Raw genomic sequence first — 19,571 nt, 5'->3', positions numbered from 1 at the left:
TCCCGGTGGTGACGGCTCTTCTGGCTTCGGCCCTGCCGGCGGTCACCCTCAGTTCCGCACAGGCAGACGAGCATGAGTACGACGTGCTGTTCTTCCACAAGACGACCGGCTTCCGGCACGGTTCGATCCCGGCGGCCATCTCCGCTGTCGAGGAACTCGGCGCGGAGAACAACTTCTCGGTGACCGAAACCCAGGACGCCTCGGTTTTCACCGACGAAGGCCTGGCCGAGTACGAGGCCATCGTGTTCTTCACCGACGGCGAGAACACGCTCAACACCGACCAGCGGCACGCGTTCGAGCGGTACATCCAGCGTGACGGTGGTTTCGTCGGGCTGCATTCGACGTCGAACATGGACAAGACGGACTGGCCCTGGTGGTCAGATCTGATGGGTGACGCGTTCTTCATGAATCATCCGTCCGGGGCGGACCAGTTCCAGGAAGCCACCGTGCGGATCGAGGACGCCACGCATCCGTCCACCGCCGAGCTGCCGGCCGAATGGGTCCGCACCGACGAGTGGTACAACTTCACCGCGAACCCGCGGGAGAAGGTGCACGTCCTGGCCACCCTGGACGAGTCGACGTACAACCCGGGGCCGGGTGCGATGGGTGAGGACCACCCGATCGCCTGGTGCTCCAACTTCGACGGCGGGCGCACCTGGTACTCGGCGTTGGGCCACAACGCCGAGCATTACGACGAGCCGCTCATGCGCGAGCACATCCTCGGCGGCATCGAGTGGGCGGCCGGCGTCGCCGAGGGCGACTGCGGGGAACCGCGCGAAGGTCTCCCCACCGAGGCGTCGTTCGAGAAGGTGGCGCTGGACGACAACACCGCCAACCCGATGGAGCTGGCCGTCGCACCCGACGGACGGGTCTTCTACGTCGAGCTGGGCGGCACGGTCAAGATCTACGACCCGGAGTCGGGCGCGGTGAAGGTGGCGGGCGAGATCCCGGTGCACCGGGGCAATGAGAACGGCCTGCTCGGCATCGCGCTGGACCCCGACTTCGAGGACAACCAGTGGCTCTACCTGTTCTACAGCGCTCCGTCGCCGCAGGTACAGCACGTCTCCAGGTTCACCGTGGACGGAGACAGCCTGGACATGGAGTCCGAAGAGGTCATGCTGGAGATACCGCACCAGCGGGAGGTGTGCTGCCACTCGGCGGGTTCGATGACGTTCGGCCCCGACGGCAACCTGTACATCTCCACCGGCGACGACACCGCGCACTTCGCGTCCCAGGGCTTCGCCCCGATCGACGGACGCATCTACGACCAGTACCAGAGCGAGGACGCCAAGCGTTCCTACGACGCGCGTCGGACCTCCGGTAACACCAACGATCTGCGCGGAAAGATCATCCGGATCCGTCCGGAGGACGACGGTTCGTACTCGATCCCGGAGGGCAACCTGTTCGAACCGGGCACCGAGGGCGCCCGTCCCGAGATCTACACCATGGGTCACCGCAACCCGTTCCGGATCGCCGTCGACGACGAGACCGGCTGGGTCTACGCCGGCGAGGTCGGCCCCGATGCGGGCAGCGACAACCCGAACCGGGGCCCGCGCGGATACGACGAATGGAACCAGATCCGGGAGGCGGGCAACTACGGCTGGCCGTACTGCATCGCCGACAACCAGGCGTACCGGGAATGGGACTTCGCCACCAGCACGCCGGGCGAGTTCTTCGACTGCGAGAACGGGCCGCGCAACGACTCGCCGTTCAACACCGGTCTGGAGGTGGTCCCGCCGGCCCAGGACGCGTTCATCTGGTACCCGTACGGTACGTCGCCGGAGTTCCCGGAGATCCCCGGCGGTGGTGGCCGCTCCGCGTTCGCCGGAGACGTCTACCACTACGACGCGGATCTGCTGGGCGACGGGCAGTTCCCGGAGTACTACGACGACGCGGTGTTCGTCATGGAGTGGTCGCGGAACTGGATCGGCATGCTCCGGCTGGATGAGAACGGCGACTACGACAGCTTCGAGCAGTTCATGCCGAGCACGCTGTTCCGTAGCCCGCACGACATGGAGTTCGGGCCGGACGGCGCGATGTACCTGATCGAGTGGGGCATCGACTTCAACTACGCCGGTGAGAACGTCAACCCGGACTCGGGCCTGTACAAGATCAACTACACCAAGGGTGCCCGCACCCCGGTGGCCGAGGCCGGCTCCGACCGGGACTCCGGACCCGCTCCGCTGGAGGTCGCGTTCTCCAGCGAGGGCAGCCACGATCCGGACGGCGACGAGCTGACCTACTCGTGGGACTTCGGTGACGGCACGACGTCGGATGATCCGAACCCGACGCACACCTTCACCGAGCCCGGTGAGTACCTGGTGCGGTTGACCGTCACCGATCCGTCCGGGCGGTCCAGCAGTTCGAACCTGACCATCACGGCCGGGAACACCCGTCCCGAGGTGACGATCGAGCTACCCGCCAACGGCCAGGTCTTCGGCTGGGGAGACGAGATTCCGTACCAGGTGTCCGTCTCGGACGCGGAGGACGGCTCCGGCGACGATATCGACTGCGAGCGGGTCACCGTCCAGCAAGGCCTGTACCACGACGAGGGCGGCAACGCCCACGTCCATCCCGGCCAAACCCAGACCGGGTGTGAGGGCGTGCTCGTCACTCAATCGGACGCGGAGCACGGCGACGCCGCCGACATCGCCCTGACGGTCACCGCCAGCTACACCGACCTCGGCGGCGAGTCCGGGGCGCCGCAGCTGACCGGTGGCGTGACGCACTTCCTGCAGCAACACCGCAAGGAGGCGGAACACTTCAGCGATTCGTCGCAGATCGGCGTCAGCGACGCCAACGATTCGGAGACCGGCGGCGGCGAGGCGATCACGGGTCAGGGCGGCGCGTGGGCGTCGTACGAGCCCTACAACCTCGACGGCATCGGTGAGATGACGCTGCGCGCGGCGGCAGCCACCGACGCCACGGTCGAGGTGCGCCGCGACTCGCCGGACGGCGAGCTGCTGGGCACCGCACAGATCGAAGGCCAGGTCGAGGTCGGACGGACCGACGGTCCGGACGGTTTCGGCAGCGCCGTGCAGCTCAACAGTGGCAGCCCGCTGGAGTACGTGGAGCTGCCGCAGGGCATCGTCAGCGAGGTGGAGGACTTCACCATCTCCGCGTGGGTGGATTGGGACGGTGGTCAGACGTGGACCCGGGTCTTCGACTTCGGCTCGGGCACGACCAACTACATGTTCCTCACGCCCAGCGCCGGCGGTACGAACAACCTCCGGTATGCGATCACGACCGGCTCCGGTGAGCAGCAGATCAACGGCTCGCAGCAACTGCCGACCGAGGGCTGGCACCACGTCGCCGTGACCCTGTCCGGCACCACCGGCACGCTGTATCTGGACGGGGAGCCGATCGGAACCAACACCAACATGACGCTGAGCCCGTCCGATCTGGGGGAGACCCCGCAGAACTGGATCGGCGAGTCGCAGTGGTCCGCGGATCCGCTGCTCAACGGAGCGGTCGACGATTTCAACATCTTCGACCGGGCCCTGACAGCAGACGAGATCCAGTCCCTGGTGGCCGAGCCGGGCGGCGGCGACGTCGGCGGCGGTAACCTCGCCTGGTATCGCTTCGACGAGGACGGCGGGCCGGTGGCCGTGGACTCGTCCGACCAGGGCAACGACGGCACCATTGTGATCGGCGACGACGTCGCGGCCTGGCAGAACGTCACGTTCGATCTGAGCCAGACCGAGGGCACCTTCCCGCTGCACCTGGTCTTCCCGGACGCTCCGGTGCGGGTCAACTGGATGGAGCTGGCCGCCGGCGAGGTGTCCGCGTGCCCCGACTCGGATCAGCGGGAGACCGTGTTCGTCGGTGACGTCGACAGTGGTGTGCAGAACTACGACGTCGGCGATGGCTGCACCGTCAACGACCGCATCCTCGATGACGAGGAGTGGGAGAACCGCGGTGCGTTCATCCGGCACGTCCGCGAGGTGACCGACCAACTCGTGGACGAGGACGTCCTCACCCGGCGCGAGGCAGGTGATATCAACCGCGCCGCAGCCCGTAGCGACGTCGCCCGCGGCGGCGCGCCTCGCTGATAGCTGAACCACACCGCGAAATCCGGGTGGCCCGGGGACTCGTTCCCGGGCCACCCGGCTGCGTATGGTCCCGGCCGGGTCGGGCCGCCCGCTGAATCGCTCGCTCTTCACGCAGCATTTAAACCGGTATAGACTCTGAGCTCTAAACCGGTTAAAGTGCCGGGGTGAACCTCAGTGCGGAGGGCAACGTGGCAAGAGCCAGACCCACCATCGCCGACGTCGCGGCCCATGCGGGCGTCAGCAAGGGACTCGTGTCCTTCGCGCTGAACAATCGTCCGGGCGTGGCGCCACAGACCAGAGAACGCATCCTGGCGATAGCGGAGGAGCTGGGATGGCAGCCCAGCGTCCGCGCGCGTTCGCTCAGCGTCGCCCGGTCGTTCGCGCTCGGCCTGGTCATCACCCGGGATCCGGAGATCATCACCTCAGACCCGTTCTATCCCTCGTTCATCGCCGGCGTGGAGCGGGAGCTCTCCCCAGCGGGCCAAGCGCTGGTGCTGAGCGTGGTGTCGAACGAAAGGGAGGAGCTGGCCAGCTATCGCAAGCTCGTGGCCGACGGCCGCATCGACGGCGCATTCATCACCGACCTCCGCCACGACGACTTGCGTCTCGGCCTCGTGCAGGAGCTCGGCCTGCCTGCGGTCACGCTCGGCCGCCCCGAGTCACGGCCCGGCGTGTCGAGCATCCCCGCGGTCGCCATGGAAGACGCCGCGGGCATCGAGGAAGCCGTCGACCACCTGGCCGGCCTCGGTCACCGCCGGATCGCCCACGTCGCAGGGCCGGCCCGCATGCTGCACGGCAGTCACCGGCGGCAGGCCTTCGATACGGCCATGCGGCGAGCCGGCCTGGAGCCCGATCTCGTGATCGAGACCGATTTCAAGGCGGCCGACGGAGCGCGCGCCACCCGCCACCTGCTCGCCGGGCCGGACCGGCCCACCGCCATCGTCTACGCCAACGACCCGATGGCCATCGCCGGGCTGGGGGTGGCGCAGCACGCCGGCTTGAACGTGCCGGGTGATCTGTCCATTACCGGGTTCGACGGCACCGACATCGGCGAACACGTGTACCCGGCGTTGAGCACCATCGTGGCCGACCCGGTCAGGTGGGGCTCGGCCGCGGCCCGTGTGTTGCTGCGGATGATCGCCGGGGATCCGACCGAAGACGTGGATCTCCCACCCGCACGGTTCGTGCGGCGGAAGTCCTCCGGTCCGGCTCCGAGGACCCCATAGCAGAGGAGACAACAGTGCAACGACGCACCACAGTCAACGTTCACAATGCCCGGGAGACCACGGCACGGCCCGCCGCGGCCGCGGGAATGGCGCTCGCCGTCGCGGGCGCCTTGGTCCTGGCCGCATGCGGTGGCGGCGACGGAGACGGCGACAACGACGACGCCCAGGCCGGCGAGGCCCGTGGCGACATCACCATCTGGTACTCGAACAACGAAGCCGAGATCGCCTGGGGCGAGCAGATGGTGGAGGCGTGGAACGCCGGCCATCCGGACGAGCAGATCGAGGCCCAGGAGATCCCGGCCGGCGACAGCAGCGAGGAGGTCATCTCCGCCGCCATCGCCGCCGGCAACGCACCGTGCCTGATCTTCAACACGGCACCCGTGGCCGTGCCGGACTTCGAGAAGCAAGGCGGCCTGGTCTCGCTCTCCAGCTTCGAGGACGGGGCGACCTACATCGAGGAGCGCACCGGCGATGTGGCCGCCCAGTACCAGTCGGCCGATGGCGAGTACGTCCAGATGCCGTGGAAGTCGAACCCGGTCATGATCTTCTATAACAAGGAGATGTTCGCCGAGGCCGGCCTCGATCCGGAGAACCCGCCGCTCGGCACGCACGACGAGTTCCTGGACACCGCGCGCAGGCTGGTGTCCAGCGGCGCCGCCCCGAATGCGATCCGGCCGGCGCCTACCAGCGAGTTCTTCCAGAGCTGGTTCGACTTCTACCCGCTCTATGCCGCTGAGACCGGGGGTACACAGTTGGTGGAGGACGGCTCGGCGACGTTCGCCGGCGACGCCGGACTCGCCGTCGCCGAGTTCTGGAAGACGCTGTACGACGAGGAACTGGCCGGCCGCGAGCAGTATCAGGGCGACGCGTTCGCCGACGGCGAGGCCGCGATGGCGATCGTCGGCCCGTGGGCCATCTCCGTGTATGGCGAACAGGTCGACTGGGGCGCCGTGCCGGTCCCGACGTCGGGCGGCACCCCGCCGGAGGAGACCTACACGTTCAGCGACGCGAAGAACATCGGCCTGTACACCGCATGCGAGAACCGCGACACGGCATGGGACGTCCTGAAGTTCGCCACGAGCGAGGAGCAGGACGGGAAGCTGCTGGAGATCACCGGACAGATGCCGATGCGCCAGGACCTCGCCGAGACCTACCCGGACTACTTCGCGGAGAACCCCGCGTACGAGGCCTTCGGCGAGCAGGCGTCCCGCACGGTCGAGGTGCCGAACGTGCCGAACTCGGTGGCCGTCTGGCAGGCCTTCCGCGACGCCTACTCACGAGCCGTCATCTCCGGCGAGGGTGAATTGGGCCAGACGCTGCAGGATGCCGCCGTGGAGATCGACGACCTCGTCGGTCAGTCCTGAGCCGGCGTCCGGCGTCCGGCATGACCACCGTCCCCGCTGGCCACCGGGCGGGAGCCCGATACAGGTCTCCCGTCCGGCGGAGACGTCGTGGGCTGCTCGGCCGCCAGCCGCTGGGTCTGCTCTTCAGCTCTCCGTACCTGGCGTTCGTGCTGGCCGTGTTCGCCTTCCCGCTGGGTTTCGCGGTGTGGATCTCGTTCCACGACTACTTCTTCGCCGCTCCCGGCGCCGAGGTGGACCGCCCTTTCGTCGGGCTCGACAACTACCGCGACGTGCTCGGCGATCCGGACGTGTGGCGCTCGTTCCGCAACGTCGCGGTGTTCCTGCTCATCAACGTGCCGCTGACGGTGGCGCTGTCGCTGCTGTTGGCCACGGCCCTGAACCAGGCCACGCGGCTGCGCACGTTCCTGCGTGTCGGCTATTACGTGCCGTACGTGACGGCGTCGGTGGCCGTCGTCGGGGTGTGGCTGTTCTTGTTCAACAGCAATGGCCTGGTCAACCGGGTGCTGGGACCGCTCGCGCCGGACCCGTCGTGGCTGATCAACTCGACCTGGGCGATGCCGGCCATCGCTCTGTACGTCACGTGGAAACAACTCGGCTTCTACATCCTGCTGTACCTGGCGGCGTTGCAGAACGTGCCGAGGGAGCTGTACGAGGTGGCCGCGACCGACGGCGCGGGAAAGATCCGGACCTTCTTCTCCATCACCATTCCTGCGGTGCGGCCGGCCACCGTCCTGGTGCTGCTGTTGTCCACCATCATCGGCGCCAACCTTTTCACCGAGCCCTACCTGCTCACCGGCGGTGGTGGCCCGAACGGCGCGTCGATGTCGCCGGTGTTGCTCATGTACCAGCTGGGGATCGAGCAGAACTCGCCGGACGTGGCCGCCGCCATCGGAGTGATCTTGATCGTCTTCGTGCTACTGATCGGCTGGCTGCAGCGCCGCTTGGCAGGCGGTGATGAAACATGAGCGGCGACGGGACGAGCGAGCGGAGTGGTCGGTGGAGCGAGGGACGAGTGGAGCCGCCCGCGGAGGGAGCGAGGAGCGGAGCGCGACCAGAGAAGTTGAGCGGCGACGGGACGAGCGAGCGGAGTGGTCGGTGGAGCGAGGGACGAGTGGAGCCGCCCGCGGAGGGAGCGAGGAGCGGAGCGCGACCAGTGAAGTTGAGCGGCGACGGGACGAGCCGTGCGCAGACGGTATTGCGCACCGTCGTGCTCGCCGCCGGCGCGATCGCGTTCCTGTTTCCGTTCTACTACATGATCATCGGTTCGTTGCAGGCCGAGCCGGACCCCACACCGACCGGCGCATTTCCCGACCCATCGAATCTGACCCTCGACAACTACGCCGACATCAACAGCCGCATCGACCTCCTCCAAGGTCTGGTGAACTCAGGGATCTTCACCGGCGGCGTCATCGGGTGCACGGTGGTGTTCGGCGTGCTCGCCGGCTATGCGCTCGCCGTACTTCAGTGGCGGGGCCGCGGCCTCACGTTCGCGCTGGCACTGCTCGTGCAGGTGGTGCCGTTCCAGCTGCTCATGATCCCGCTGTACGTGCTGATCGCTCGTGACTACGGGCTGGCCGACACCCACCTCGGCATGATCCTTCCGTTCGCCATCAACTCGACTGCGGTGATCGTGTTCCGGCAGTACTTCCTGCAGCTGCCGCGGGACCTGTTCGACGCTGCCCGCGTCGACGGCGCCGGGGAGCTGCGGCTGTTGCGCAGCGTCGCATTGCCGCTGGTGCGGCCGGTACTGGTGACGGTCGTCCTGATCACGTTCATCGGGCCGTGGAACGAGTTCCTCTGGCCGTTCCTGATCACCAAGGACGCCTCGAAGCAGCCGCTGGCCGTGTCCCTGGCGAACTACATCTCCAACGTCGCCGCCACCGCCGCGAACCCCTTCGGCGCGGTGCTGGCAGGCGCGGTGGTGCTGGCGGCGCCGGCCGTCGGGCTCTTCATCGTGTTCCAGCGCTACTTCACCTCCTCGAATATCGGCTCAGGCGTGAAAGGTTGAGAGGCTCACCCATGCCCGTCTCTACTGCAATCCCGTACACCCTCACCCGCGTCGGCGTGGTCATGACGCCCGAAGACGGCAATCACCTGGAGGAGGAGGGCGTCCTGAATCCCGCGTCCGGCCACGGCCCGGACGGCGTCCTCTATCTGCTTCCAAGGCTCGTGGCGCGGGGAAACGTCTCGCGGGTGGGGCTCGCGCGCGTCGTCGTCGACGACGGTGTGCCGGTGGGCGTCGAACGTGAGGGTGTTGTGCTGGAGCCGGACCGCAGCTGGGAACGGGGCGCGTCGCATGCCGGGGTGGAGGATCCGCGGGTGACGTTCATCCCGCTACTCGGCGTGCACGTGATGACCTACGTCGCCTACGGCCCGCTCGGGCCGCGCACCGCGGTCGCCGTCTCGGATGATCTGCGGAACTGGCGGCGGCTCGGCCCGGTGCTGTTCGCCTACGACGACGAGCTGAACATCGACCTGAACCTGTTCCACAACAAGGACACTGTTTTCTTCCCCGAGCCGGTCACCGCGCCCGACGGCGTGAAGAGCCTGGCTGTCCTGCATCGCCCAATGTGGGACCTGGGCGAGATCCGGGACGGCCAGGGCGTCGTCGTGCCCGCCGGTGTGACCGACTCCCGGCAGAGCATCTGGATCAGCTACGTGCCATTAACTGCCGTGGCCGCCGACATCCGCAACCTCGTCCACTGGCGCGGGCACCGGTTCCTGGCCGGACCGGAGTATCCGTTCGAGCAGATCAAGATCGGTGGAGGCCCGGCGCCACTGCGCGTACCGGAGGGCTGGCTGCTATTGCACCACGGGGTGACCGGCACGCTCGCCAAGGGATTCGCGCAACAGCAGAAGGTCAACTATGCCGCCGGCGCCATCCTGCTCGACGCCGACGACCCGTCGAAGGTGCTTGCCCGTACCGCTGAGCCGCTGCTGCAGCCGGAGACCGACGACGAGCGTGCCGGGACAGTCCCCAACGTCGTCTTTCCCACGGCCGTCGAGGAGATCGACGGAGTGCACTACGTGTTCTACGGCATGGCCGACAGCAAGATCGGCGTCGCTCGCCTGGACCGCACCAGCTGACCAGCGAACCCGCGAGTTGCGCACTACCTGCCCAGCTAAGGAGTGTTCAATGAGGAGCATCATCCGTTCGGTGACGGGCGCCGTCCTGGCCGCGTTCGTCCTGGCGCCGGGTGCGGTCACGACGTCGACCGCATCGACGTCACTGTCCGGCCCGTCCTCGTCGGCGTCTGAGGCGGCGGACGGCCGGACCGATCTCGCCCATCTCGCCCATCTCGACTTCCTGCTCGACCAGGCCGCGCCGCCTGAGTTGGACGATCACACGACGTACCGGCTGGGCGAGGAACCGGACCTCACCTTTCCGTGGACCTATGCCGAGCCACGCGCGGACGGTACGTTCCAGCGCGTCGGGGGCGGCCGGCTGGATCCGGAGACCGGCCACTACTCGCAGGGCGCGTACAACGCCGACGACATCTCCCGGGCGGCCGTGGTCTATCTGCGGCACTGGCAGCAGACCGGCGCTCCGACGAGTCGTGAGAACGCCTACGAGCTGCTGCGCTCCCTTGCCTACCTGCAGACCAGCAGCGGCCCCAACGTGGGCAACGTGGTCCTGTGGATTCAATCGGATGGCACGCTCAACCCGAGTGCCGAACCCATCGAGCTGCCGGACCCGTCGGATTCCGGTCCGAGTTACTGGCTGGCCCGAACCATCTGGGCGTTCGGCGAGGGATACGCCGCGTTCGAGAGGTCGGACCCGGAGTTCGCGGGCTTCCTGCAGGACCGGCTGCGCCTCGCCGTCGACGCGGTCGACCGGCAGGTGCTCGACGGTTACGGGCAGTTCGTCACCGTGGACGGGGAGCGGGTGCCGTCCTGGCTGATCGTCGACGGCGCCGACGCGACCGCAGAGGCCGTGCTCGGACTCTCCGCATACGTCACGGCGGCTCCCGGGGACGCAGCGGCGCGCGACGCGCTGGTGAAGCTGAGCGAGGGCGTCGCGGCTATGGGTGCCGGAGACGCCAGGTCGTGGCCGTACGGCGCGATCCTGCCGTGGGCACAGTCCCGCTCGGTGTGGCATGCCTGGGCCTCGCAGATGCCCGCCGCTTTGGCTCAGGCATCCGGCGTGCTGGACGACGCGGCGCTTCTCGACCCGGCAGTCACGGATACGGCGACGTTCACGCCTGTGCTCATGAGCGCCGGCGGCCCGGACAACGGCTGGCTACCCACGCCCACCGAACGTGTGCAGATCGCCTACGGTGTCGACTCGCGCCTGCAGTCGCTGCTCGCCGTCGGGGAGGCCACCGGGCGCGGCGGCTTCGGGGAGTTGGCGGTGCTGATGGCCGCCTGGTATTTCGGGGCCAACCCGGCCGGGGAAGCGATGTACGACGCGACCACCGGCCGCACCTTCGACGGTGTACAGGCCGACGGGAGCATCAACCGGAACAGCGGCGCCGAGAGCACCATCCACGGTCTGTTGTCCATGCTCGCGCTCGATGCACACCCCGATATCCGTGATCGGGCCCTGGCGCTCACATCGGTCGCCGGCCGGGACGGCCTCTCCGTCGTCGAGGCCGAGGACGCGGTGGAAACCACGGGTACGGTCGCCACACCGGAGCCGGCGTGGACCGGCGAGTCGCTGTGGAGCGGCGAGTACCTGCGGCTCGAACCTCGCCAGACGGCCCGCTTCGATCTCGCGCCGGGTACCGGTGACCGGCTCGTCGAGCCGGTGTCGTGGCTGACCGAGGACGGCACGGCGGCACGTTCGCAGTGGTGGTCCGGTCGCCGTCCGCTGGGCGCTCTCCACCACACGGTCGGCGAGCAGGGGATCAGCGCGGTGCCGGGAGCGTTGCTTCCGCAACCGCTGAGAATGCGGGTACCGGCGGGATTCGACACGGTGTCGGTCACCGCTCGCGGCGACAGCGTGGCGTTCGACGCGCTCTTGGTGCGACCGGTGATCTCCAGGGTGGCGCTGGCCGGGGACGGCGTCTCGGCCGAGCTGATTCACTCGGCGGCGCGTACGCCACGGCGCGTCGGTGTCGGTCAGGCGGGGACTTCCAGCGTCGTACGGATCTACGACACGTCAGGCGCACTGGTGGCGGACCGGACGATCAGCGGACCGGCGTCGGTCACGTTGCCGCCGGCCGGCTTCGCGATCGTCGCCACTTGAGCGCCTCGGCTACCTCAGGCACCGACCATGAGCGCCGAGGGATTCGGCGCCAGGAAATGGTCCATGACGAGTTCGGCGGCGCCCAGTGCGGCTACCGGCTCGCCGACCGCGGAGCCTTCGACGACGATGTCGCGTGCGACGACGAGTTCGCGCGCCACATGCTGGGGGAGCACCGGAAGGAACGCGCCGCTGAGCCGGGTCCAGAGCGGGCCGCCGAGGACGACGCGGGGCACGTCCAGCATGTTCACCAGCACGCCGAGTCCCACGGCTACGCGCTTGGCGGCGCGCTCCAGGATCCGTATCGCTCCGCCGTCTCCGCCCGCGGCGAGATCGCACAGTGCCGTGCACGAGTCGTCGATGGCGAGGTAGTCGTTCAGGTTCGGCAACGGCAGCAAACCCAGGCGCGCGGCCTGAATGACCAGTGCCTCGGGCACGCACGCTGCGGCCAGGCCGCCACGACGACCGCTCCATTCGAGCTGCTCGGCGTCGGGGTCGACGATGAGGTCGCCGACCTCGCCGATGTTGTTCGTCGTCCCCCGGAACACCTGATTATCGATGACGACGGATGCGCCGACGCCTGACCCCAGATAGAGGAAGACGAACGCGTCGGGAGGTTCTGCCGACGAGCGCAGCTCAGCGGTGGCGGCAGCGGTCACGTCCTTGTCCAGGAGGACGGGAAGGCCGGTCGCGTGATGAAGGTCCGATCGGAGCTTGACGTTACGCCAGTTGGGGAGCTGTGGCGGATCGAGGATGACACCCGCCTGGACGTCGAGCGGCCCGGGCGCAGCGATCCCCAAGCCGAGCACGCGTTCGCGGTCGACGCCGGCATCGGCGATCAGCGCGTCAACGGAGTCGGCGATGAGCGCGGTCACCTGGGGTGGGTTCGTCGCCTGCGGCGTGCGCTGCTGCCGCTGATGCCGTACCTCACCCTCGAGATCCAGCAGCACCATGGTCAGCCGCGCGGGATCGATGTGCACCCCGACGGAGAACGCACCGTCCCGGTCGATCACGAGGGGGATGCTCGGCCGGCCACGCGTGCTACCGCTGGGGGTACTCTCCCGGATCAGGCCGTCGTCGATCAACCGGCGAGTGATGTTCGAGATGGTCTGCGGGCTCAACCCGGATGCGCGCTGCAGGTCGGCGCGGCTGGCACCCGGGGAGCGGCGGAGCACGTCGAGAACCACGGCCTGGTTGAAGTCCGCCAGGCGGAGTTGGTTGCTGCCTCGCCGCATGCGACTCCTTCCTGATCAAGGCATGTTAGCCAGCCCAGCGGCGCGTCGTGTCGACATTTATTCTAGCAGATTGATTAATCTTCGACGCCTGCGCGCTCGCCACAGCATCTCGGGGTGAGTCCGCACTGTGCTGCGTATGGCTCGTGGTTCGTCGACATTGGGCTTGACGCTGACCGAAAACTGAGCCTAGCATCAGACCCGCTTTTATCTATCCAGTAGACAAAGTTCCCACCCGGGAAGCGTGCGGAGAGGTGACGCAATGCAGCGCAAACGTGTCTTCCTGGCTGTGACGGCTGCCACACTCGTGGTCGGACTCGCAGCATGTTCGGACAGCGGCGAGCAGACCGACGCCGAGTCGGGGCCGGTGACCATCACGCTCCTCGAGTACCAGCAGGCCCGTGCCGACGTCGCCGAGCAGCTGATTCCCGAGTTCGAGCAGGCCATGGCCGAGCAGGGCAAGGACATCACGGTCGAGCTCGTCGCCGACATCCTCACCGACGAGCAGTTCCGGACCAAGATCACCCAGCAGTTCCATTCGGGGACCGGGCCGGACGTCGTCGACATGGGCGGGAGCCACGTCACCGGATTCGCCGGGGCCGGTTATCTGCTTCAGTTGGACGAATACCTCGAGGAATGGTCCGGCTGGGACGACTACTACGACTCCGTCAAGGAGCAGGCGGTTCAGGTCGACGGACACATCTACTCCCTCCCGCATGAGGCGGGCGTGCAGAGTCTCTTCTACCGCAAGGACGTCCTGGAAGAGCTGGGCGTCGACACCTCCCAGCCGCAGACGTGGGACGAGCTGATCGACCGGCTCACGCAGGTCACCGCGGAGACGGGCGAGCCGTCGATCGTGATCCCGGCCGGTACCGCCTGGGGAGGCGGAACCTGGTCCGAGGGCTTCCTGCCGCTGGTCGCCGGCACGGGTAGCACGTTCTACGACCAGGAATCCGGTGGATGGAGGCTGGAGAGCGAAGGCCTGTCGGCGACATTCGATCTCTACGCCGAGCTCACCGAAGCCGGCCTGCTGCCCGTGCAGGACCTGCTGAACCCGAACCCGTGGGAACCGACCAAGTACGTGCAGTTCCCGGAGGGCACACTGCCGGTCGCGGCCCAGGGGACCTGGGGCTGGCGGTACGACTGGGGCCCGGAAGGCTCCGCACCGATCGAGAACGTCCAGGAGAAGGTCGCGACCTGGGACTATCCGGCGCTGGTGCCGGGCACCGACCCGTACTCGGTCAGCGGCGGCGGTTTCGCCTACGGCGTCAACGCCGACTCCGAGCACGCCGACGCCGCCGCCGAGCTCGCCATGTGGCTCAGCTCGGGTGAGGCGATGGCCGAGCAATTGGTCGCCATCGGTTCCGCGGCTCCGCGCGCGGGTATCGCGGACGTCGCACCGTACAAGGACGAGCCGTCGCTGCTCGATGCGGAGGAGAAGCTCAAGACGAGCGTGGCCCCGCCGACGGGCGACGGCGCCGACCAGGTATCGCAGGCGGTACAGAGCGCGACGGAGAGCATTCTTCTCGGCAACGCCGACGGCGCGGAAGCGGCCGCCGCGTTCGCCGAGGACGCGGCGGAACTGCTCGGCGACAGTCTGGTCGCGCAGTGACATCGACCCGGGCCTTGGCTGCCAGGCCGAGCCGGCGGCTCCAGGAGCGTGGCTTGTTGCCACTGTTGCTGGGGCCGTCGGTGGTGCTCATTGCCGTGTTCGTCATCGCGCCGGCGATCTACGGCGTCTATCTCAGCCTGACCAACACGCAACTCACCGGTTTCGCCGCCAGGGACCCGCAGTTCGTCGGGCTCGACAATTACCGGAACCTGCTCAGCTCGGACGAGTTCCTCGCCTCGCTGGGGCACACCGGACAGTTCGTGTTCTTCTCCGCCATCATCGGTCAGACGGTGCTCGGGATGGCCGCCGCGCTGCTGCTGCGACGCACGTGGCTACGCGGCAAGGGACTGTTCGGCGCCGCCATCCTGCTACCGATGGTGGTACCCGAGGTCGTCGCCTCGCTGACCTGGGCGAGTGTGCTGTCGCCACGCGAGGACGGCACATTCAACCGGCTGATCGGCCTCTTCGGTGGAGCGGCGGCGGCACCCTTGCAAGAGTCCCCGATGCTCTCCATCATCATCGTGAACATCTGGCGTGGTATCGCGTTCGCGATGATCATGTTCCAGGCCGCCCTCGAGGACATCCCGGACGAGCTCATCGAGGCCTCCCGCGTGGACGGTGCCGGCGCCGTCCAGGTGTTCCGGTACGTCACGCTGCCGCTGATCCGCGGGCCCGTCTTCCTCTACCTGCTGCTGACGACGATCACGACGGTCGGCGTGTTCGGCCTGGTGTACTTCCTCACCCAGGGCGGGCCCGGTTCCGCGACGCAGCTGACGTCCATCTACATCTTCCAGCACGCGTTCCAGTACTCGCAGATCGGCCTCGGTAGCGCGGCCTCCGTCATCCTTCTGGTGATCCTCATGGTGTTCGGTCTGACCTACGTCCGGCTCGCGAAGGTGGACGTCTGATGGCCACCACGACGATGCGAGACCACGCGAGCACGCGCAGCAGGAGGCCGCAGCGGCGCATGACGTCCGTGCGGGCCATCCAGCGGGGCATGCAGTATGTCCTGCTGATCATGCTCGCGCTGTTCTGCCTGGTGCCGTTCGCGTGGGTCGCGCTCAGCGCGGTGGACGCCCACGCCGGCCCCACGGTCGGCGCCCCAGCGTTCACCATGGGCAACTTCGTCGACTTCTTCACCGAGGCCGACACCCCGCGCCTGCTTGCGAACAGCCTCATCATCTCCGTATCGGCCACGGCGCTCAACCTCGCCTGCGGCATCCTCGGCGCCTACGCGCTGTCCCGGTTCCGCTTCCGGGGGCGCAAGTTCTTCATGTTCTCGATCTTGCTCATCCGGGTGATCCCGCCGCCGGCGACGATCGTGGCGCTCTACCTGATGATGGTCAAGATGCAGCTGGACAACAGCTACCTCGGCCTGATTCTGGTGGAGGCGGCGGCCGCTCTGCCGATCACGTTGTGGCTGCTGAAGGGGACGATCGACGCGATACCGTTCGAGCTCGAGGAAGCCGCGTGGATGGACGGCAGCACCCGCCTGGGAGCCATCCACAAGGTCATCCTTCCGCTGGTGGGCCCTGGTCTCGGGGCCGCAGCGATGCTGACGTTCATGGCCGTGTGGGGCGACTTCCTCACCCCGCTGGTGCTGCTGCAGGATCCCGACCTGTACCCGCTGTCCATCGGCCTGTTCCGCGCCTTCACCGCGTTCAACCAGGTGGACTGGGGCGTGCTCGCCGCCAGCGCGATGGTCTACATGGTGCCGCCGGCGATCCTCTACGGGTTCCTCCGGCGACACCTGCTGCGATCCAGCCTCGGCGGGGCGCTCAAGGGCTGATCGATCCGTCCCCAACCAGCCGTAGGCAGCGAGCACAGCGCCGTGCCGCGAGTACGTTCACTTCCCCCGGGAGATACATCTTGGCTGACGACTTCAATCCCCACGGCCGCGTCCAGCTGGACGCGACCGCGCTCGCGATGTTGCGGGTACGACGGTTCACCACGTTCCGGATCAGGCCCGCGGTCTACCGCGATTCCCGCTCCGTCCAACTGGCGGCGTGGACGGTAGGCGGCGAGCCGGTCCCCTTCGAGCATGCCGTGGCGCAGCCGTTCGAACCGTTCTCGATCGGTCAGGAGTGGGGACGGCCCTGGGACACGGTCTGGTTCGACGTCCGCGGCGAGGTCCCGGCGGACTGGGACCCGGCCGAGACGGAGCTCGTGGTCGACCTCGGCTTCACCGACGAGCAGCCCGGTTTCCAGGCAGAGGGGACGGTGTATCGACCGGACGGGACGGTCGTCAAGGGACTCGAACCACTCAACGCCTGGGTTCCGCTGCCCGAGCCGGGGCCGTTCCGGCTGCTGATCGAGGCGGCGGCGAATCCCGTCGTCCAGGTGCCGTACGAATACGAGCCGACCACGCTCGGGGACAAGGCCACGGCGGGCGACGCGCCACAGTACCGGCTCGCCGAGGTGTCGGTGTCCCGGCGTGACCGGGTCGTCTGGGAACTGCTGCAAGACATCGTCACCCTGGACGGGCTCGTTGACGTGCTGCCGGCCGCCGGGTCGCGTCGCGCCGAGATCGTGCACGCGCTCGAGCGCATGGTCGACGTCATGGACCCGGACGATGTGCCCGGCACCGCGGCGCTCGGACGCCAGGCGCTCGCTCCGGTGCTGGCCAGTCGCGCGGCCGAGAGCTCACTGATCGTCTCGGCGGTGGGACATGCGCACATCGACTGCGCCTGGCTGTGGCCGACCCGGGAAACCGTGCGGAAGGTCGCGCGGACCTTTGCCAACGTGCTCGACCTGGCAGAACGCCATCCCGGCTTTGTCTTCGCCGCCTCCTCCGCCCAGCAGTACGCATGGCTCAAGGAGAGCCAGCCGGCGCTGTTCGAGCGCGTCCGCAAGGCGGTGGCCGCCGGCGTGATCCGTCCGGTCGGCGGCATGTGGGTCGAGTCGGACACCAACATGCCCGGCGGTGAGGCGCTGGCGCGGCAGTTCGTCCTCGGCAAGCGGTTCTTCCTGGAGGAGTTCGGCGTCGACAGCGAGGAGGTCTGGTTACCCGACTCGTTCGGGTACAGCGCCGCGCTCCCGCAGCTCGTGCGGGCCGCGGGTGCGCGCTACTTCCTCACCCAGAAGCCGTCGTGGAACGAGACCAACCCGATGCCGCACTCCAGTTTCCACTGGGAAGGCATCGACGGCTCCCGCGTGTTCACGCACTTTCCGCCGGCGGAGACCTACAACTCCGACCTCGGGGCCCACGATCTGGCCCGTACCGAGCGGTCCTTCCGGCAGAAGGGCGCGGCGCGGCACGTCCTCGGCCTGTTCGGCTGGGGCGACGGCGGCGGCGGACCCACCCGGGAGATGCTGGCCGCCGCGGAGCGCAAGCAGGACCTCGACGGCTCGCCGCGGGTCCGGCTGAGCGACCCGCACAGCTTCTTCACCACGGCCGAGGAGGAGTTGTCCGACCCCCCGGTGTGGGTGGGCGAGATGTACCTCGAACTCCACCGCGGCACCCTGATCTCGCAACAGCGGAGCAAGCGCGGCAACCGGCACAGCGAGGCCCTGCTCCGTGAGGCCGAGCTGTGGGCGGCGACCGCGGCCGTGCAGCGCGGCGCCCCCTACCCGTACGACGCGCTGGAGAGTGCGTGGCAGACGGTGCTGCTGCAACAGTTCCACGACATCCTGCCCGGCACCTCGATCGCCTGGGTGCATCAGGAGGCGGAACGCAACTACCAGCGGGTCGCCGCGGATCTGACGCGGTTGATCGACACGTCGCTGGACACGCTCGGCGGCGACGGCGACACCCCGCTCGCGGCGAACGCCGGCCCGTATGCGCGGCACGGCGTCCCCGCATGCGGTATCTCGGTGGCGACGGAGATCGCGCCGGCGGCCCCGTACGCCGACGGTGACCGGTTCGTCCTGGAGGACTCGTCGTTGCGCGTCGAGGTCGACCGGGACGGCACGCTCTCCTCCGTCGTCGACCGGACGACCGAACGCGAGCTGCTGCCCGGCGGCGTTCCGGGCGGCGTCCTCCAGCTCTTCCGGGACACGCCGCGCGAGTGGGATGCGTGGGACATCAACGACGAGGACAAACGCAGCGGGCGCGACCTGCGTGAGCCGGTCTCCGTCGGTATCGCCGACGATGCGGTCCTCGTCCGGCACGAGCTGGGTGCCACGTCGATCGAGATGACCATCCGGTTGGTGGACGGGCGCGTCGAGTACGGTTTCGAGATCGACTGGCACGAGTCGGAGAAGCTGCTCAAGCTCGCGTTCCCGCTCGACGTCAGGGCCGAGCGGGCAACGTCGGAGATCCAGTTCGGTCATCTGCACCGGCCGATCCATCAGAACACGTCTTGGGACGCGGCGAAGTTCGAGACGGTCGCGCATCGCTGGATCCATGTCGGGGAGCCCGGTTACGGTGTCGCCATCGCGAACGACGTGGTCTATGGGCACGACGTTCGCAACGGCCAGGCTCCCGACGGACGGCCGATGACGACCGCCCGGCTCTCGCTGCTGCGGGCGCCCCGCTACCCCGATCCAGGTGCGGACCAGGGACGGCACTCGTTCACGGTGAGCCTGCGCCCCGGCGGGATACCCGAGGCGATCGCCGACGGCTACGCACAGCATCTGCCGTTGCGCGTGGCCAGGGGCGCTCCGGTCGAACCGCTGCTTCGGGTCACGGACCCCGCCGTCGTCGTCGAGAGTGTCAAGCTGGCCGAAGACCGTTCCGGTGACGTCGTCGTACGGCTCTACGAGGCACACGGCAATCGCTCCGCGGCGACGGTGCACACGTCCTTCGCGTGGAGCGACGTCGCCGCGACCGATCTGCTCGAGCGCGAGAAGCCGAGCCAGACCGTGCGTGGCGTGCGCACTGGCTCCGGCGTCGATCTGCTGCTGCGCCCGTTCGAGCTGCTCACGCTGCGGTTCCGCAACCCTGCCGCGTGACCCCCGA

12 protein-coding genes are annotated in these 19,571 nt (G+C 68.2%); 11 read left to right on the top strand and 1 reads right to left on the bottom strand.

Features of this window, described 5'->3' with window-relative positions:
- The first annotated feature begins 5 nt into the window (after positions 1-5).
- The 7 genes from G1H10_RS12705 (at position 6) to G1H10_RS12675 (ending at position 11,830) form a co-directional block, all read left to right on the top strand.
- The gene (locus G1H10_RS12705; protein WP_163737805.1) at positions 6-4,052 is read left to right on the top strand and encodes a ThuA domain-containing protein; all 4,047 of its coding nucleotides are present in this window, start codon (positions 6-8) and stop codon (positions 4,050-4,052) included.
- Positions 4,053-4,240: 188 nt separating this feature from the next.
- Complete coding sequence (locus tag G1H10_RS12700) at positions 4,241-5,278, top strand: LacI family DNA-binding transcriptional regulator (protein ID WP_163737802.1); 1,038 nt, start codon at positions 4,241-4,243, stop codon at positions 5,276-5,278.
- An 86-nt stretch (positions 5,279-5,364) separates the two neighbouring features.
- Positions 5,365-6,642, top strand: a complete 1,278-nt coding sequence (locus tag G1H10_RS12695; RefSeq protein WP_163737970.1) for an extracellular solute-binding protein — start codon at positions 5,365-5,367, stop codon at positions 6,640-6,642.
- 20 nt (positions 6,643-6,662) lie between these two features.
- On the top strand, positions 6,663-7,607 hold the full coding sequence (locus G1H10_RS12690; protein ID WP_163737799.1) for a carbohydrate ABC transporter permease: 945 nt from the start codon (positions 6,663-6,665) through the stop codon (positions 7,605-7,607).
- Between the two features lie 188 nt (positions 7,608-7,795).
- Positions 7,796-8,650, top strand: a complete 855-nt coding sequence (locus G1H10_RS12685; RefSeq protein WP_216853210.1) for a carbohydrate ABC transporter permease — start codon at positions 7,796-7,798, stop codon at positions 8,648-8,650.
- Between the two features lie 11 nt (positions 8,651-8,661).
- Positions 8,662-9,729, top strand: a complete 1,068-nt coding sequence (locus G1H10_RS12680; RefSeq protein WP_163737797.1) for a glycoside hydrolase family 130 protein — start codon at positions 8,662-8,664, stop codon at positions 9,727-9,729.
- Between the two features lie 49 nt (positions 9,730-9,778).
- Complete coding sequence (locus G1H10_RS12675) at positions 9,779-11,830, top strand: hypothetical protein (protein ID WP_163737795.1); 2,052 nt, start codon at positions 9,779-9,781, stop codon at positions 11,828-11,830.
- Positions 11,831-11,844: 14 nt separating this feature from the next.
- Here G1H10_RS12675 and G1H10_RS12670 read toward each other — a convergent pair whose 3' ends face one another.
- Positions 11,845-13,062 (bottom strand): ROK family transcriptional regulator, encoded by a 1,218-nt coding sequence (locus G1H10_RS12670; RefSeq protein ID WP_163737792.1) that lies wholly within the window; start codon positions 13,060-13,062, stop codon positions 11,845-11,847.
- A gap of 259 nt (positions 13,063-13,321) precedes the next feature.
- On the opposite strand from G1H10_RS12670, the gene G1H10_RS12665 reads away from it, so the two are divergent.
- The 4 genes from G1H10_RS12665 (at position 13,322) to G1H10_RS12650 (ending at position 19,564) form a co-directional block, all read left to right on the top strand.
- A complete protein-coding gene (locus G1H10_RS12665) occupies positions 13,322-14,671 on the top strand; it encodes an ABC transporter substrate-binding protein (RefSeq protein ID WP_163737789.1) in 1,350 nt (449 codons plus the stop codon).
- Between the two features lie 53 nt (positions 14,672-14,724).
- Complete coding sequence (locus G1H10_RS12660; RefSeq protein WP_216853209.1) at positions 14,725-15,579, top strand: carbohydrate ABC transporter permease; 855 nt, start codon at positions 14,725-14,727, stop codon at positions 15,577-15,579.
- Positions 15,579-16,460, top strand: coding sequence for a carbohydrate ABC transporter permease (locus G1H10_RS12655; protein ID WP_163737784.1), 882 nt, complete (start codon positions 15,579-15,581; stop codon positions 16,458-16,460). Before G1H10_RS12660 ends, G1H10_RS12655 begins: the two co-directional genes overlap by 1 nt.
- Positions 16,461-16,597: 137 nt before the next feature.
- A complete protein-coding gene (locus tag G1H10_RS12650; protein ID WP_163737965.1) occupies positions 16,598-19,564 on the top strand; it encodes an alpha-mannosidase in 2,967 nt (988 codons plus the stop codon).
- Positions 19,565-19,571: the final 7 nt, after the last annotated feature.

Origin of the sequence: Phytoactinopolyspora halotolerans, assembly GCF_010550675.1 — a bacterium.
Classification (GTDB): domain Bacteria; phylum Actinomycetota; class Actinomycetes; order Jiangellales; family Jiangellaceae; genus Phytoactinopolyspora; species Phytoactinopolyspora halotolerans.
This window is presented reverse-complemented; position numbering and strand designations above follow the sequence as displayed.

What these genes read in the sequence shown, in the direction of transcription:
- G1H10_RS12655 (WP_163737784.1), top strand. Translation starts at nt 15,579, where the DNA reads ATGGCCACCACGACGATGCGAGACCACGCGAGCACGCGCAGCAGGAGG.
- G1H10_RS12695 (WP_163737970.1), top strand. Translation starts at nt 5,365, where the DNA reads ATGGCGCTCGCCGTCGCGGGCGCCTTGGTCCTGGCCGCATGCGGTGGC.
- G1H10_RS12650 (WP_163737965.1), top strand. Translation starts at nt 16,598, where the DNA reads ATGTTGCGGGTACGACGGTTCACCACGTTCCGGATCAGGCCCGCGGTC.
- G1H10_RS12665 (WP_163737789.1), top strand. Translation starts at nt 13,322, where the DNA reads ATGCAGCGCAAACGTGTCTTCCTGGCTGTGACGGCTGCCACACTCGTG.
- G1H10_RS12675 (WP_163737795.1), top strand. Translation starts at nt 9,779, where the DNA reads ATGAGGAGCATCATCCGTTCGGTGACGGGCGCCGTCCTGGCCGCGTTC.
- G1H10_RS12670 (WP_163737792.1), bottom strand. Translation starts at nt 13,062, where the DNA reads ATGCGGCGAGGCAGCAACCAACTCCGCCTGGCGGACTTCAACCAGGCC.
- G1H10_RS12690 (WP_163737799.1), top strand. Translation starts at nt 6,663, where the DNA reads ATGACCACCGTCCCCGCTGGCCACCGGGCGGGAGCCCGATACAGGTCT.
- G1H10_RS12680 (WP_163737797.1), top strand. Translation starts at nt 8,662, where the DNA reads ATGCCCGTCTCTACTGCAATCCCGTACACCCTCACCCGCGTCGGCGTG.